This window comes from Paenibacillus baekrokdamisoli (assembly GCF_003945345.1).
GTDB classification, from domain to species: domain Bacteria; phylum Bacillota; class Bacilli; order Paenibacillales; family Paenibacillaceae; genus Paenibacillus_Z; species Paenibacillus_Z baekrokdamisoli.
Window position 1 is genome coordinate 4,874,312 of the sequence record NZ_AP019308.1, and the last position, 16,363, is coordinate 4,890,674.

14 protein-coding genes and 3 pseudogenes are annotated in these 16,363 nt (G+C 43.3%); 6 read left to right on the forward strand and 11 right to left on the reverse strand.

What is annotated here, in order from left to right; genetic code table 11:
• Positions 1 to 399: 399 nt before the first annotated feature.
• The gene (locus EKN16_RS21490) at positions 400 to 762 is read right to left on the reverse strand and encodes a winged helix-turn-helix transcriptional regulator (RefSeq protein WP_125661989.1); all 363 of its coding nucleotides are present in this window, start codon (positions 760 to 762) and stop codon (positions 400 to 402) included.
• Positions 763 to 899: 137 nt separating this feature from the next.
• Here EKN16_RS21490 and EKN16_RS21495 point away from each other — a divergent pair.
• The 3 genes and pseudogenes from EKN16_RS21495 to EKN16_RS21505 all read left to right on the forward strand — a co-directional run.
• Positions 900 to 1,229 (forward strand): annotated as a pseudogene (locus EKN16_RS21495) (NAD(P)H-dependent oxidoreductase); the annotation flags it as partial.
• A 67-nt stretch (positions 1,230 to 1,296) separates the two neighbouring features.
• Complete coding sequence (locus EKN16_RS21500) at positions 1,297 to 2,379, forward strand: LLM class flavin-dependent oxidoreductase (protein WP_232015916.1); 1,083 nt, start codon at positions 1,297 to 1,299, stop codon at positions 2,377 to 2,379.
• Positions 2,342 to 2,587 (forward strand): annotated as a pseudogene (locus EKN16_RS21505) (zinc ribbon domain-containing protein); the annotation flags it as partial. The gene EKN16_RS21500 and the pseudogene EKN16_RS21505, both read left to right, overlap by 38 nt.
• Before the next feature lie 188 nt (positions 2,588 to 2,775).
• Here EKN16_RS21505 and EKN16_RS21510 read toward each other — a convergent pair.
• From EKN16_RS21510 to EKN16_RS33810, 4 genes are all read right to left on the reverse strand, one after another.
• A complete protein-coding gene (locus EKN16_RS21510) occupies positions 2,776 to 3,141 on the reverse strand; it encodes a cupin domain-containing protein (protein WP_026010820.1) in 366 nt (121 codons plus the stop codon).
• Between the two features lie 68 nt (positions 3,142 to 3,209).
• Positions 3,210 to 4,190 carry an ABC transporter substrate-binding protein gene (locus EKN16_RS21515; RefSeq protein ID WP_125661992.1) on the reverse strand — a complete coding sequence of 327 codons (981 nt, stop codon included), beginning with the start codon at positions 4,188 to 4,190 and terminating at the stop codon, positions 3,210 to 3,212.
• An 86-nt stretch (positions 4,191 to 4,276) separates the two neighbouring features.
• A complete protein-coding gene (locus EKN16_RS21520) occupies positions 4,277 to 5,104 on the reverse strand; it encodes a helix-turn-helix transcriptional regulator (RefSeq protein WP_125661995.1) in 828 nt (275 codons plus the stop codon).
• A gap of 217 nt (positions 5,105 to 5,321) precedes the next feature.
• Positions 5,322 to 5,417, reverse strand: a complete 96-nt coding sequence (locus EKN16_RS33810; protein WP_375782030.1) for a flavodoxin domain-containing protein — start codon at positions 5,415 to 5,417, stop codon at positions 5,322 to 5,324.
• 150 nt (positions 5,418 to 5,567) lie between these two features.
• Between EKN16_RS33810 and EKN16_RS21525 the strand changes: the two genes are divergently transcribed.
• Together EKN16_RS21525 and EKN16_RS21530 are read left to right on the forward strand one after the other, a co-directional pair.
• On the forward strand, positions 5,568 to 6,038 hold the full coding sequence (locus EKN16_RS21525; RefSeq protein WP_125661998.1) for a hypothetical protein: 471 nt from the start codon (positions 5,568 to 5,570) through the stop codon (positions 6,036 to 6,038).
• Between the two features lie 47 nt (positions 6,039 to 6,085).
• Positions 6,086 to 6,379, forward strand: a pseudogene (locus tag EKN16_RS21530) (recombinase family protein); the annotation flags it as partial.
• Positions 6,380 to 6,657: 278 nt separating this feature from the next.
• Here EKN16_RS21530 and EKN16_RS21535 read toward each other — a convergent pair.
• The 6 genes from EKN16_RS21535 to EKN16_RS21560 form a co-directional block, all read right to left on the reverse strand.
• Entirely contained in the window at positions 6,658 to 8,634 is a 1,977-nt protein-coding gene (locus EKN16_RS21535) for an alpha-amylase family protein (RefSeq protein WP_125662003.1), read from the reverse strand.
• A 21-nt stretch (positions 8,635 to 8,655) separates the two neighbouring features.
• Positions 8,656 to 9,483, reverse strand: coding sequence for a carbohydrate ABC transporter permease (locus EKN16_RS21540; RefSeq protein WP_125662006.1), 828 nt, complete (start codon positions 9,481 to 9,483; stop codon positions 8,656 to 8,658).
• 27 nt (positions 9,484 to 9,510) lie between these two features.
• Positions 9,511 to 10,392: a carbohydrate ABC transporter permease gene (locus EKN16_RS21545; RefSeq protein WP_125662008.1), complete on the reverse strand. Its 882-nt coding sequence runs from the start codon at positions 10,390 to 10,392 to the stop codon at positions 9,511 to 9,513.
• An 89-nt stretch (positions 10,393 to 10,481) separates the two neighbouring features.
• The gene (locus EKN16_RS21550; protein WP_125662011.1) at positions 10,482 to 11,816 is read right to left on the reverse strand and encodes an ABC transporter substrate-binding protein; all 1,335 of its coding nucleotides are present in this window, start codon (positions 11,814 to 11,816) and stop codon (positions 10,482 to 10,484) included.
• 139 nt (positions 11,817 to 11,955) lie between these two features.
• Positions 11,956 to 13,557 carry a response regulator gene (locus EKN16_RS21555; RefSeq protein WP_125662014.1) on the reverse strand — a complete coding sequence of 534 codons (1,602 nt, stop codon included), beginning with the start codon at positions 13,555 to 13,557 and terminating at the stop codon, positions 11,956 to 11,958.
• Entirely contained in the window at positions 13,554 to 15,353 is a 1,800-nt protein-coding gene (locus EKN16_RS21560) for a sensor histidine kinase (RefSeq protein WP_232015918.1), read from the reverse strand. Before EKN16_RS21560 ends, EKN16_RS21555 begins: the two co-directional genes overlap by 4 nt.
• A gap of 306 nt (positions 15,354 to 15,659) precedes the next feature.
• Here EKN16_RS21560 and EKN16_RS21565 point away from each other — a divergent pair, with 306 nt between their 5' ends.
• Complete coding sequence (locus EKN16_RS21565; RefSeq protein ID WP_125662016.1) at positions 15,660 to 16,343, forward strand: Crp/Fnr family transcriptional regulator; 684 nt, start codon at positions 15,660 to 15,662, stop codon at positions 16,341 to 16,343.
• Positions 16,344 to 16,363: the final 20 nt, after the last annotated feature.

Below are 16,363 nucleotides of genomic sequence, written 5' to 3' on the forward strand. Positions count from 1 at the left end.
ATGTTGTATATGCACAATGTATCACGGGTAGTTTGTTAAGTCAAATGGTTTATAACCTAATTTCGGATAACTTTTCGAGTAAGTTATAGTCTATCCTGCAAATGACGTAACATTAGCTGATCCACTTAATCGTGCTGCAATTCGACGGTATTGATTGAATAGTCGAAGTGTGCTGCGCAATTCCAGCTCAAAAAAGGTCCGAACGAACAAGAAAAAAGCCACTGCTTAAAAAGCACTAAAACGTGCCTTTTAAGCAGTGGCTACATGTAATAAAAAACCTTTCAAGTCTTATGAAATATTGGGATGCAAAGGATTCTCTGTGTAAAAGAGTGAAATTTTTTCGCCCTACTTATGATACGGTGAAACGAGTTTGATACCACTGATCGGATTCAGACCCAGTTATCCATTGATTTCCGTCTTTTCATGGTCATACATCTGCTCTAAGCGAGATAAGTGATTTTTCCCCCAGTTTTGTAGTGCACTTAGAATCGGCACTATCCCACGTCCATATTCCGTAAGGGAATATTCTACTTTTGGAGGCACTTGCGCATATACTTTTCGATCAATAATATCATGAAATTCAAGCTCTTTTAAGTGTGAGGTTAACATTTTTTGAGTGATATCTGGAATAAGTCGTTTTAACTCATTGAACCGTACGGATTCCGACTGTGCCAATTGATACAAGATCATCGGCTTCCACTTTCCAGTCACGATTTCTATGGTCGAATAAGCGCCGGGACACTTACCTTTATTGTCATCCATACTGACCTTAACCTCCTTCAATAGTATCTTTGACGATACTATGCCACATTATAGTGCTTACTTCTCAAGCATTTTTATACCGTCTATACTAACCCTTGTAGCGAACAAAATAATAAATGTGCAGAGGTGCGATAATCATGTCAAATGTAAAACTTGCGATATCTATTATAGTTCGAACGGTACTAATTATCAATTAGCGCAGTGGGCGTCCGAAGGTGCACTCGAAGTTGATGCAGATATAAAAGTATTAAAAATTCCAGAAACGTTACCACAATCTATCATCGAAAAAATCCAGCTTGGAAGTCCCACTTAGATGCTACACAGGATGTCCCTAAGTAACTTTGATTGATATCGAATGGGCAGATGCCATCATTTTTAGTATCCCTACACGATTTGGAAACATGCCCTCACAGATGAAACAATTCCTTGACACAACAGGTGGACTTTGGTTCCAAGGCAAAACAGCGCTGCACAAACTGCCCCTCGGCAAATTAATCCGCGGGGCTAATTCACTCATGAATAGGAGAAATTCATATGCAAAAAAAGACCGGTTCAACAAGCATGAATGACTCAGGAATAGAGATAGGTCTCTATACCTTCGGGGATCTCTTTCCCCATCCACAGACCCATCGTGCGATCAGTCCACAACAGCGTCTTCAGGAAATATTGGCCGCAGCGAAGCTAGCCGATGAGGCTGGTATCGATGTCTTTGGCATAGGAGAGCACCATCGTCTGGATTTCGCTGTATCTGCTACTCCAGTTGTGCTAGCTGCCATTGCTCAAGCCACCCAGCGCATCCGATTGACTAGCGCAACCACAGTGCTGAGCAGCTCAGATCCGGTGCGGGTGTTTGAGGATTTTGCCACTTTGGATCTACTCTCGAATGGCCGTGCTGAAATCATCGCCGGTCGCGGAGCTTTCGTAGAATCCTTCCCACTGTTTGGCTATAATCTAGAAGACTATGATGACCTTTTCAATGAAAAAATCAAATTGCTGCTCCAACTCAACGATAACGATCGAATCACATGGAACGGTAATCTCCGCACACCCCTGCGCGATGCAGAGATCGCACCACGTCCCATGCAACAATCACTGCCGATCTGGACTGGTGTTGGAGGTACCCCGGAGAGCGCAGCGCGGGCCGGCATGCTGGGAACAGGAATGGCACTGGCCATACTTGGCGGCGATCCCGCCAGATTTAAGCCGCTGGTCGACATATATCGAAGCGCGGGCGCTCAGGCAGGTCATAATCCGGAAGAGCTCAGGGTAGCGGTCTCAGGTCACGGGTATATTTCAAATTCATCCCAGCAGGCTAGGGATGAATTCTACCCCTACTACGCCAACTACCTCGAATACTCTATGCGGAAACGTGGGCGTAGATATACATTGTCCCGCACCGACTTCGATCAGATGGCCAGCCCAGATAGCGGACTTTTCATCGGCAGTCCACAAGAGATCATCGAAAAGATCCTCTACCAACACGAGTTGTTTGGACACAAACGCTTCATCGCCCAGATCGACATTGGTGGACTTCCCTATTCGAAAGTCGCAGAAGCAATCGAACTACTAGCCACTGAGGTTGCACCAGCCGTACGTCGTGCGACTAGCAAGATTTAGGGGTGCTAAGTTACAATCCGCGTCAGATAAATGGAAAAGTTTTAATCCTGCCTATACGAGTCAATCATGCCCGAAATGTTCAGAAAAGAAAAAGGCACACGATAGAACATACAAGTGCCAATGTGGATTTGAGAAACATCGTGATATTGTGGGAGCGATGAACATTCGCTACGCACCTGTGGCAGATGGTAACAGTCTGTCAGCCTAAGATGCAACATGAACTGTCTTAGGAGGGGCGATGACACGCCCTAATCTTGAGAGTTGTCCAAAGCAGAAATGGATTGAGGACGTTAACTACTCAAGAATCCCAGTCACTTTAGTGACCTTGCGGCTTTAGCCGTGGGAATGTCAAGTGAACCATTTTCTCATACATTGAGTTCGTACTAGTAACAAACACTAGATCCAAGTATCATTGGCTGCAGTTAATTCGGACTCAGTACCGTCATTGTTTACTATGCTTCTAGGCTCCACCAACATGATATGGCATTCCTTTTCGGCGGAAGGCTTCATCTCGATCCCCTTCGGGAGAACAATCATCTCACCCTTGGAGATTTTAACCTGACCATCACGAAAATCAATGATCATCTCCCCTTCGATCACCATAAATACCTTATCGGTCTCTTCATGACTATGCCATTCAAACTCCCCGGCAATCTTAATGAGTTTAAATTGATAGTCATTCATTTCACCAATGACTTTCAGAGACCAAAGATCGTTAAGTTCAGATAGTTTCTCATTTAGATTAATCGCTTGGTAATGGATAGTAATCACTCCTTATTTTTTGGCCTTCAAGCTACCGTTACAGTGAACAGGTAAGAGCTAACCATTATCTACTTACGCAAGGCAGTTAATATATTTTGCATAGCGTATTCAGTAGCTAATGGCCCACCAGTAATAGCGGAATTATCCATTAAATAGACATTACCTTTCTTTACGGCATTCATAGCATTCCATACATTACTTTGGTTTAAGCCATTCATTAATTGTTCCTCTTTTGTAATGTCACCTATAAGGAAAATATGGTCTGCTTGAACAGTTGACATTCCTTCAAACGTAATAAATTCATTATTAGCACCTGTATATGTATCATCTGGTGTAAGCCCCAGTCCCTTTTCTTTATCAAACGCAATTTTATAGACCGGATTTCCTTCACCTAGAACATTAAAAGTTTTTCCATCCCAAGACAATATAAGTGCTACTGTCTCTCCTTCCATCGACTTTAATACTTCACGCCCAGTTATGATTTCTTTCATCATTTTATCAATTACTTTTTCTGCTTCGTCTTCTTTTCCAATAATCTCGGCTACTGTACGGAGTCCATATTGCCAATCTTCATAGATGTCCTTGTATTTTAACGTAATGACTGGCGCAATTTTATCTAGTGAATCATACACTGCTTTATGATGCTCTGTTGCTAAAATAAAATCAGGCTTAATAGATAAAACTTTTTCAATACTAGGAGACACTTTATTGCCTAATTCTTCAGCTGAATCCAGCTTTCCTTTTAAATAAGATAAAGAAGATAGATACTCTTTTTCAGTCGAAGCAGCAGGTGGCTCACCTAATGCAACTAATATTTCAGGATAAAAATACCATAGTGAGGCTATTTTTTCTGGTTTTTTCTTGATAACAATTTCTTTACCTAAGGCATCCTTAAATGTTCTCGGCCAATCAGTTGCATCTACATTAACTGCTGATGTAGATGCGCCTTCTTTAGTTGATCCTTTATTTTCAGCAGGTGCTTCATTACAACCTGCTAGTATGCCTGCTAATAATAGCATTGAGACTAGCAGTCCTTTAATCTTTTGCATACGAAATTCCTCCAACATAATGGTTTCTTTAGTTAACCATTATTATAGTAAAGTAATTTTTGGATTAGAATGGATGCATGTTGAAATTAGCATGGATTATTGATGAACTTCTCTCGATATTCAGTAGGAGAAATGCCACATTGTTTCTTGAACACTCTACTAAAATAAAAGGGGTCAGCCATTCCAACCGTTTGCGCAATTTGTTGTACAGGCGCATCACTTGTAAATAGCATTTCTTGCGCCGCGTTTATACGATATTTTAATAAATATTCTGCTGGTCCCATACCTGCATGTCTTCTAAATATGTAAGAAAGTCGATTTCGATTAACGTTATGTTGTTCTGCAAGCGATGCGATTGTAAGGCTTTGATAATAGTATTCATGAATATAATTAGATACCCGTTCGAATAAAGTATGCGATTCACAACTATTTTGCCTATTATCAACACATACTAAGGCTTCATTCAGTACGTCACGAAATAGCATTTCGGTCTGAAACATCGAAATGCCACCACGCTGATTATACACATGCCAAAGACGCATAATTAATTCAATAAGACGAGGAGATGGTCCTGTTGATAATTCAAAATGCTGATGAGAAAAGTTTGGCTCTGCTAGTTCTGAGTTACATATCCGGTATAGAACAAGAATATATTCCCAGTCGGTTTTACCAAACATTTTTTGAGCTAGTTTCATTTTTGCACCACCATGCACAACTTTTCCTGGCGAAAAGATATAAGGCGTTCCATTAAATTCAAATTGCACCTTACCTGTAAGTGGAAACACAAATCCAGGAAAAGAGTCTGTATAGTCAGCGTGAGGCACACCTGGATTTCTAGCATATCGATATACTCCTTCTACTTGAAAAGGAGTATGTGCAAGATGCTCTGCTAACTGATTAACGTCAATTTTCACATTGCATACCTCATTTCAATAGTAGTTTACCGGTAATCCTGAGATCGATCGTTGTACATCCTGTGCAGCTCTTGACCATAAGCAGTACATACAATTCAACAAGCTGCTGTTCCAGTTGTCAGGTGAGGAGCAATTCCGCTTTGCGTAGCTTATACCAACAAAATACAATCATAGTGTTCCAGCTCGGAGGCATTGGCATCGAGAACCGATTTTAAGGTCAGTTCCCCTCCTCACGTATCCCCTGAGCGATGGCTTGAGCCATTTCTTCTATATTGCTCGTCATGCTGCCATAAATCAGTCTAATAGCCGCCATAATCCGAATCTCCTCCTTTAACTGGACTGTGTAAACTCGGAATCAATCAAAAATCTGCCGCTGGAATGCGGAAAGGTGGGCATGAGGACTCTCGTCTATCTTTACATTATTGATAACGATTATCATTGTCAACCTATATGAACAATAAAAATGCCACACCCGGCTAATGTACTTATTGATGATCTGCTGCTGAAACAACTTCCAGGTATACTAAATTTTTCTTTATTTGGACTGCGTCATTTGAAAGACAACGGTTACGTTTTCACTCCATCAAAAGCAGCAGATGAGATATTAGGATCATATAAGGAAGAAATTAATCCTGTCGAAACGTTCGTAGAAGAAATCATTGTTAAAGGAACCCCTGCCGATCGTGTGCTCCATAAAAATATAGGTGAAGCGTTCCGGGCTTGGTGTAGGAAAGAAGGCCATAACTCTCTTAGTCAATACACACAGAATCGACTAATCCAAAACACTAAAGACATCTTGAAAATGAAAGGAATTACGACCGATGCCGTAAGGAGCAACACCGCCGACAACGCCACTACCGAACCTCACTACGGTTTTGGGTTGATCCATCAAGCGGAAGCAAAAAAATGGGCGATTGTGAATGTCACTTTTTGACCTGACAACGTCACGTGTATCCAATGAAATGACCGGAAAAAGGCTACAATTCCAAAATAGGAAACCCATTCTCTACCTGTGCCATTCGCGATATTTTAGATAATCCGATGTTCGTGGGCAAGATTCGCTATAACCAGTACGAAAACTGGGCTGAGAAGCGGCATAAAGGGAAGACGGCAAGCCCTATTCTGGTTCAAGGACATCACCCGCCGATCATTTCAGAGGAGTATTTACCTGCCATTTTTGCAGAGTCAAAAACTCCCTTAGAACGGTATTTAAATACTCAAAATTTCGTCCTATTTATGATACGGTTCACCCCGATAAATCTTAAACCGTACTGATTTACACTTAAAGCTTATGTATGTCTACATTTCGTCTTCAGTTTAGGCCTAAAATGAAGAAAGAGGCTGTCCCAAAAGGGTAAACCAGAGTGAGACAATCCTATAATATGTGCAAAAGAACCTTCAAAGCCACTGAAAGTGGATCTGAAGGTTCTTTTTTACCCGAATTTTACATGAAAACTGGGGGCCAAATTTTCCGGAAATGACTTTTGAGACAGCCCCACCAATCAGGTTCAGAGAAGCCCTCAATTCTCGAGCTGGAGCGCATGATCTTGCCCTTATTGCACGAGATCAATAACAACCATTTGATGGCACTCTAGCTTAGGAACAACGTACTCAATCACATGATCTTGTTGTTTATAGGCAATCGGAGTCATCTGCGGCGCCATATAAACCTCTTTCACTTTGCGATCCCCCACGTTTACCGCTACGGAGATATCATACAAAGGCAGAATATCCTCGATAATCTCCACGTCCTCTCCCCGTTTTACCGGCGATGCATACAGGAGATGATTAACGATTCTTGCTTCCTTAGCTTGCTCTTGCAGCGTGACAATGCCCTGTGCGGGAAGGTTAGTAGTCAGTGTTTTTTCTGGCAATAATCGATTTAAAGCGTAAACGACCATCTCCTTCAGCACTAAGCTTCCTTTGACGGCGTAATCTTCAAACACGTTCCATGCCATATAAATGCCCTTGTCGCTTTCCACCATACCCGGTCCACCATCATTCATGCTGCTTGGAGTATGTTGATGGGAGCAGAAGGTAAATACATCACGGTTAAAGTAAGGATCCTCGCGCCGTCCCAGCACAGTTCCGCCATTCAAAGCAACTTTCTGGCCTTGCGCGTACATAATGAAGGAAGACTGGCCTAAGCTCTGCAGCGCAAACGCTGGACGGAAGTAGTCAGGCTTGAAAGGATTCTCCATGATGTGTTTTACACCCAAGTCGATTACGAATTCATTTCCCTCTGTATTCAAACCCGATTTACCCGTTGCAAGCACTTTACCGCCCTGTTGGAAGAACGCGTCAAGCTTCGCTTGCAGCTTATCGGAGATAACAATTTGATCTGGTAAAACCATCACTTTATAGGGATTAAAGTCGGTCTCCATATCGACAACATCAAACAAGAAATTACCTTCAAGCAGCATTCTCACCGCGCCCGCATCGGCTCGTCCCGTAAACATGGAACTACTCATATCGCCAACACCGGCTGCTTCAGCTGTCAATAAAGCAATATCTGCTAGATTGGTCGTATCTGTGCACCATGCTTCTTTTTGCTCTACTTCCGCATACGCTGCACCGATTAGCTCATAAGTGCCCCGATCCATCAATCCTTCCGGATGCAGCTGGTCACCGATCGAGCAGCGAGCTCCGTTTGCAAGGCTTAAAGCTGTCTCATACCGAAGAGCATTCGGATGCTTGTATCCGCCGAACTCTCCCCAGAATGTATGGAACTTACCGGTCATACCGAGGAAATCCATGCCTAGCAATTGTGCATAGCGCGCAGACAGCGGGAAATGATCATAGCCCCAGCCGCCTGTCGGCAAAGACTCCACTTCAAGATGCGTGTTCATCGCCGCCAAATCTCTACGGCCCTGTGAGATATGCCCTGCATTATGGAAAATCGACATGCCCGGCTTAATCGCATGGATCGCTTCTCGCATCCGCCCCGTATAGTTCGCATAAATTCGCTCACCCTGCGCAATAACATCCTTTTTGTTGCGAGGATCTTTGCCTTCCGCTCTCAGATCAGCCACACAAGTATGGCAATAGCAGGTACGTACCCCTACGATGTCCAGGAATATACCGTCGCCATCATACTTTCGCACCACTTCTTCAACCTGGCTGACCATCAAATCTAGATAAGGCGAATTCAGGCAAAATTGATGCCAGCCTGGCGTCATAAACCCTTTCACCCAGTTGGTCTGATCGTTCTCATCCCGCATCAACCACTCCGGATGGCGCCGCGCCACCTTCTCGTCAAACCCTACCGAAAGATAAATAGGCGTCTTTACACCAATCTCATGTGCAGCTTCAATCTGAGCCCCGAGCAAATCGAATGACAAATGGGGATGCATTTCATTCGTTTCCGAAGGGAAATACGCCCAGCCGTGATGGCATTTAGCGAATATCGTAATCGAATCGACATGCCCAACCTTCAACATATCCTGAAACTGCTGTTTGGAGAATTGGCCTCCGATATTGTTAATCATTTCTGATGTATGGTAATCCAAATGAACTTGTCTAAACCGCATCCTAATTCCTTCTCCCTTATATTATGCTTTCACCGCGCCTGAGCTCAGACCGCCTTCTACTTTCTCCTGGAACAGCAAGTAGACGACGACGGTAGGAATGATCGTTAGTGAAATACTTGCAAAGGTAGGCCCCATCTGTGCGGCCCCGCGCTCTCCGACAAACGACATCAAAGCCATCGAGATGTTATACATGTTCCGATCCGTAATCAGAATGACGTTCCACATGAGGTCATTATAAATACTGAAAAAAGCCAAAATGCCGGCTGTTGAAATTGCGGGCATCGCTAATGGAGCCAATATTCGAAACAAGAACCGGAATGGACCACAACCGTCCATTACTGCAGATTCATCGATTTCTTTGTGAATGCCTTTCATATACCCGGTAATGAGGAAGATCGTTAATGGAAGCTCAAATGTGCCGTAGAGAATAATCATAACCAAGTAGTTATTGAAGCCGCTAAAGCTTCCAATCATCCGTGAAATCGGGATAATAAGAGAGAAGACCGGGATCATCAGCCCAAGAATAAAATAGATATAAATGAATCCATTCCATTTGAAATTCAATCTAGACAGCACATACGATGCCATAGTACCCAATATCAAGGTCACGCATGTACCTGCAATCGCATATAGAAACGAGTTTAGAACAGCATGATCGATATGCGCTTCAGAAAATGCCATTTTATAGTTGCTCCACAGCCATATAGTGGGTAGAGCGAATATTTTGCTGCTGTAGATGCCCGTATTATCTTTGAAGGAAGAGAGCAGCGTGAACACCAGCGGATAAATCAAAACCACCGAACAAATTACTGAAAAAACATAGATGCTCCACTTATTAATGCTTGTCATATCTTCTGTATCACCTGCCGATCTTGATTATCTTGAGCTGCGCGAATTCATCAGCTGATTTAATAGCACAGTCGAAGCTAATGCCGCAACGATAATAAAGGTGCCGATACTGTTGCCCACGCCGAAATTGTTATATTTGAAAGATTCGTAATAAAGCAAGGTTGTTGGAACATCTGTCGCCCCGTTCGGTCCCCCGTTAGTCATGACAAAGATCTGCCCGAACACTCTTAACGACTGCGTAACTGCTAATATCGAGAAGATCTTGAACGTCTCTTGCATGAGCGGTACCGTTATAAGCATCAACCGCTTGAACCCGTTCGCTCCATCCAATGACGCAGCCTCATATAGATCCTCTGGTATAGCAACAAGTCCGCTGGCAAAGATGATCATGTTCAATCCGCAATATATCCACGCATTGACGATCACGACTACATAAATGGCGATAGCGGGTTCTCCAAGCCAATCTCTCGTCAATGAGCTCATGCCTAAAGCAGATATAACGACATTAACAAGTCCTCCGTCTCCCTTTAACAGAAACTGCCACATTAAACCGACTGCAGTAAGCGGAAGAATAGACGGCATGAAAAAAGCAACTTTAAAAAAACGCTTACCTTTCAATTTGCTCGTAATGATCAGCGCAAACGCAAAAGCGATTGGCAGAATCAGAATAAACGAAGAAATGATGAATATGCCGATATTTTTCAGCGAACGGTAAAACTCCGGTTTATGAAACATTTGAACATAGTTATCCCAGCCAACGAATTCTAGCGGTACATTCTTAATACCATTCCAGCTGAAAAAGGACATATACGCGGTTTGAAACATAGGGACAACATACGCGATGGTATACAATAAAAAGGCAGGCAGCAAGAAGGCCGCTGCAATCATATAGGGTTTTCTGCTCACCATATTACTCCTTCCACTAAACCCCGAACCGCCTTAAAGGCTCCATCATACCCCCTGAAGACAGGCGGTATGATGGGTTGTAAGGTTCGATTTTACTTTTTGTTAGCATCCACGAAGCCTTGGATGGCATCGGCTGTTTTTTGCGGACTGTTGCCTGCGAACATCCCTTGGACTTCATTACGGACTTTATCCTGTAATTGCGTTAACGAGCTGTATTCTTCAATTTCACCTTTGAAATCGGAAGACGTATCAAGAGCCTTCATATATTCAGCGGTAACTTTATCTACAGCAGCTGGATCGACATCCATTTTAACTGGATATACGCCGCCTTTTGTTTCCTTCAAGTATTGTTTAAAGGTATCCACCGACGTCAAATACTTAACCAGCTTAACCGCTGCAGCTTGCGTTGCTCCGGTAGCAGCCTTGGATACGGAATACCCGCCTGCTCCTCCAAACCAGTTGTCTTTCAGATCCGGCTTATCTTTAAAGCCAGGGAATGCAATGACGCCAATATTATCGACGATTGGTGAAGCTGCCATCTGTGAAAGAGCCCATACACCTTCGAAGAGCATCGCGCTTTTGCCATCGAAGAACATCGTCGTTGCCGTATTGCTGTCCATCGTTACGATGTTTTTGCCGAACACACCCATATCCTGCCAATCCTTCATCGTTTGGAGCAAGGAAACCATGTCTGGATCATTCCATTTTGCAGTCCCATTCATCAGATCCTGCGTTTTCTTGAAGCCGTATTTCTTAAGCGACAAGTTCGTTAATAGATGTCCGCCGCGGAAGTTTTCTTTATCTCCCATCGCCATCGGTACCACATTAATCGCTTTAAACTTTTCTACCAGCGCAGGAATTTCTTCCACCGATTTTGGCGGCTCTGCACCGATTTTTTTGAATAGTTCTTTATTGTAATAGACCGCTACACTGTAGAATTCAGTCGGAACACCGAATGTTCCAGGCAGGTCTTTATATTTCCAAGTATCAAGCAGCGGCAAGAAGTCTCCAGCCCATTTGGTATCTTCTTTCAAGAAAGGCTCCAGATCCAAAGCCACATTCTTGGCATACTCTTTAAATGATTCTCCACCGTAGTTCAGCCAAATCTCAGGCAAGTTCCCTGTAGCTAGGCCCGTTTTGAATTTATTATTGAAAGCCGCCTCATCGTTCAAGGATTCGTCTACAACGGTAATATTCGGATTGTCAGCCATGAATTTCTTCAATAAGCCTTGGTAAGCGCTTACAGTCGGGCTTGTACCAGCACTTCTTGTCATGATGCGAACAGTTACTTTCTCTTCTTTACTGCCGCCGTTTGTCGTCGAACCTGTTGTATTCGTACTATTATCTTTTGAACTGCCGCAGCCAGCCAATATGGATGATACGGTCAGGATGGAGATGAGTGCTAACGAAAATGCTCTTTTGGACATAATAGGTTGACCTCCCTTTTTTGAATGAAGACGCTGGATGAGTAAATGCTTTGTCGGCCCGACATAGCCTTATTATAAGGAGAGCAACCGTACTATGAAATGCAATATCTTTACTGTAGGGGGAATATCTTATCTTGCCCTAATCAACCGAAATAAATTTAGAAGGCGTAACACTGTAATACTTCTTGAAGCATTTGCTGAAATAATGCGCATCCTTATAGCCCACGGACTCGGCAATAAAATATAAATTTTTGCAGCCTTGCTCGATTAATTCCTTCGCTTTGATCATCCTGCGTCTCGTTAAATACTCCACAACAGAGTAACCTGTCTCGTTCTTAAAGATGCGGCTGAGATAGGTAGGATTAACGAATATGATTCCGGCGATTTCGGTTAAATCCATCTCTTCATTTCCGTAATTATCGTCCATATACTGTTTGGCCTTTTCCACAAGCTTAGCCGGAGTCGATTGGATCAGGCTGTTAGCCTGCATCATGACGTTGTGATATACATCCTGCACCCAGCGCTCAATCTCCCCCATCGTTTCCAGTTCATCCACAAGCTGAGAAGGAATGAAAGGCTCACTGATCAAACGGCTCATATCCACTTTATTGTCCGCAGCAAATATACGTAGTGTGACGACAAGTTCATATAGAATCGAATATAGCTTATCAATGGACGGTTCAAGCTCCGATACGACAGCGATACGTTTATGGATTTCCTGTCCAACCGCTGACGCATTTCCTAGTCTCAGTAGAATTAGCATAGCTTCACGGATATGCGACAGCTCGTAGGCTATCGTCTTCTCTGGCAGCGCCGTGAACTGGATAATTCTGTCACCCCCGTAAATGGTTGTATACTTACAGGCCATAACCGCTTCTCTATAGGACAGCGCTGCGTCATGGATGCTTTCCACAACTGATCCAATTCCAGCCGTCACCGTAAATTTCAAATGCCTGCTTACCGCATGAATCGCATCCAAACAAACCTTCAGCACATGGCTAAGATTAGGATCCGTTCGGTCGACTGCCTGAACAGCAACAAGCAGAATGACTCTGTTCATTTCGTCATAGGTCATTTCAAACGATTTAATCTGACCTTTCACTAGAATCTCATTGAAAATATTAGATACCGCGAACCGTTTCCATAAAGGTTGATCCTTATCTTCGGCCCCTGTTCGATTCATACTGACGGCAATAACGAACAATGTCCCCTCCTGCAAACTCGGGCAGTACAGCTCTATTTTATTTTGCAGCGACCCTGATGCAGTTCCATCCAACAGCGACTGCATAAACTTCCTTTTCAGAATGTTATCGCTCTCCATCAGGCTTTGCTGTAAATGTACATTTAGATGTTTTTGCTGCATATCCAACTCGATACGGTGGTGCAGCTTTGTTAACACTTGAGTCAGCTCGTCCATATTGATCGGCTTCAGCAAATAATCAGAAACCCCAGCTTGCAAGGCGGATTTCGCATACTCAAAGCTGCTGTAGCCCGTCAGGATAATGATCTTCACATCAGGATGGTTGTTCTGCACTGCTTGGGCGAACTCCAGTCCATCGATGATTGGCATATTGATATCCACAATCGCTAGCTGCGCAGGTATATGCTCAAGCATCATTAAGGCGTCTTCACCATTGGCCGCTTCCCCTGCGACCTCGTATCCCAGAGCATGCCAATCCAAGCATTGCTTCAATCTCTCCCGAACCAAATATTCATCGTCGACAATTAACACCTTGATCATTCCGCATCACCCCGTGTTGTTACATGAGTTGGCAAAGTAAACGTTACTACCGTGCCCTTTCCATACTCACTGGCTATATCCAAGCCGTATTCGGTGCCAAAATACAGTTTAATTCGTTCGTCTGTACTTTTTACCCCGAAGCTTTTGTTTTTATAATCGCTTTCATCCATGTTCAGAATCGTATCCAGCTTCTCCTTCTGTATACCAATTCCATCATCGGCTATAACAATAACCAAATACTCACCCTTGACGCTACCTTTAATATGGATATGGCCTTTTCCTCGCTTGTTCTTCAAGCCGTGATAGATCGAATTCTCTACGATCGGCTGAAGCAGCAGCTTAATAGTCTTGTATTTATACACCTCTGGATCAAAATCCAACGTATAGTCAATTTGATCGCCATAGCGGATTTTCAAGATCTCCAGATAGGTTTGTGTGATGACGATCTCATCCTCCATCGAAATAACCGGACTTCCTTTACTTAGCACACCTCGGTAAAAAAGAGCAAGCTGATTCACGATTTTAACGACGTCTGCATTCCTTTTGAGATCGGCAAGACCGCAGATGCTTTCCAGCGTGTTATATAAAAAATGCGGATTGATTTGTGACTGCATGACCGCGAGTTCGTACTCCTTCTTCTTTTTTTGCTCCTCGATTATATTTTCCATGAGTATTTTGGTATTGCCGACCATCTTGTTGAACTCTTTGGCCAAAGCGCCAATTTCATCCCGTGATTTGATATCAAGCCACACATCAAGATTGCCGCCTTTTACTTCTTGTATCGTTCTTTTAATTTTGTTCAAAGGTTTCGTTATCGATTTGGCAATCAAGAGAGTAAGAATGATGGCTGCAATGACAAAAATAACGCCTAACCTTAAGAACCTGTCGGTTAATACTTGATTGTCTTTCGTAATTTCATGTATCGGCACAATGCCAATAATGATCCAGTCTAGCCGAGGATAACTGCGTGAGACAACAAGTACTTTCTTACCATCTACCTGAAATTCTTTACCGCCTTCATGGGTGAGCGCCCAAGGGAAATAAACATCCTTGCTAATGGACGTGTACAGCCTGTCCTTGTGGGTATCGGAAGCGATTATTCCTTCTTTATTGACGATAAATATGTCTCCACTCTCACCTAGATCAATATTGGCATACTGATTAGCTATATATCTCTCGTCGATCGATAACTGGATCAAGCCCAGCGGGACGCCCGTTTTCGCGGAATTAAACTTTTGGAATAAGGAAATCACATCGCTCCTGCTATTCCCTTTCATATAGTTGCTGATACGGGTATCCTCCCAAGCGATCCCGTAGAAGGAATGGGCAAATTTATTGAAGTACACATCGCTTATATCGGTAATCGCTCCTAGACTTCCCGAATCGTATATTTGATGATTACGGTCATAAACGATCATCGCATCGACGAACGTTTTGGCATCCACAATATTACGCAGCGAGTCCTGCATAGTTACATATTTGTTGTAATTTTGTAGGGGATCGTTCAGCGAAGGCTCGCTTGTTATTTGCTGAATGGTATTGTTTGTAATCGCAATTTTGGAATAGTTCTCTGCATTGTCAAAGATGATTTCCAATTTCTCTGATACCAGAGTTAAGTTTTGCGCGGTGTTCTCAATCGCCTTCCCTATTAAAATGGATGAAGATATCCGATAAGTAAACACGGCCAACAAAACAATCAACAGCGATAAGGCCGCCATAAAAAACAACGTTATCTTTTTATTGATTGAGAGCGAGTAATAATAATCAATGACTTTATTCTTAATCATCGCTAGCATGCAGCCTCCACCTTCCCCCCATAGTGTACACCATTGTTAGATTTCAAAACAGAAGAGTCACTATCGCTGACAAGATGGTATCCACCGAACCCACCGGTTTGCCAGTTTCCTGTAACGTCTCCAGCACGGCATCAGGCAGCAAAATCCCCCCGAATTCGCCAACCAGAATCCGTACTATTTCCTAAGTTATTTTTCATTTTGTCGGCTAGCCGACTGTTTTTGTGAGCGGGTTTTTATTATAATCATATATACCGATAAGATAACTAAGAATTAAACCTATGCGTTATTAAAGAGGTGTTAATCAGCATGAAGGACAAAGACCGTTCTTCCTCAGATGCGAAGGATGTAGTCGTTAATAACAGTGATCTCGAACAGTCCACGATAGCTAATTTTTTTGAGGCACACGGCGTTTCACGCAGTTACAAGAAGAACGAATTTATTTTTAGAGATGAGGAAGAGAGCCAAGAGATTTATTTGGTTAAGGTGGGACTTGTTAAAATATCGCAGTTCGCGCAGGAGGGTCAGAGTATTACTTTATTTCTGCGAAACGCGGGTGAAGTGTTCGGTGCGGCCGAAGTGTTAACCGGGCAGAAGCGTCAACGCTATGCTCGCTGCATTTTGGACAGCCAGGTGCTTGCGCTTCCGGCGCCCCATTTTCTGAGCTTAATCCAGAGCCAGCCCGATGTTCTCTACGCTTTGACAGTGTCCAATGCACGGCGCCTGCTGCATACGCAGAGATACGTTGAAACGTTGATTTCTAGGCCAGTTGCATGGAGGCTAGCCCAATTCCTTATCCAGCTGGGCATCCGCAAGGATAACGAAACGCATGTTGCTTTGCCATTAAGCCATGAAGAAACTTCTTATATTATCGGGTGCAGCAGACAGACCGTTACGGAAACCTTGAATAGATGGCGTGAACAAGGACTCATTCATTATGAGAAAAAGCATGTCATTATCTATGACGTTGAGCATTTTCTAGCCCATTTATAAGGAAATAAGCGGTTAAGGGG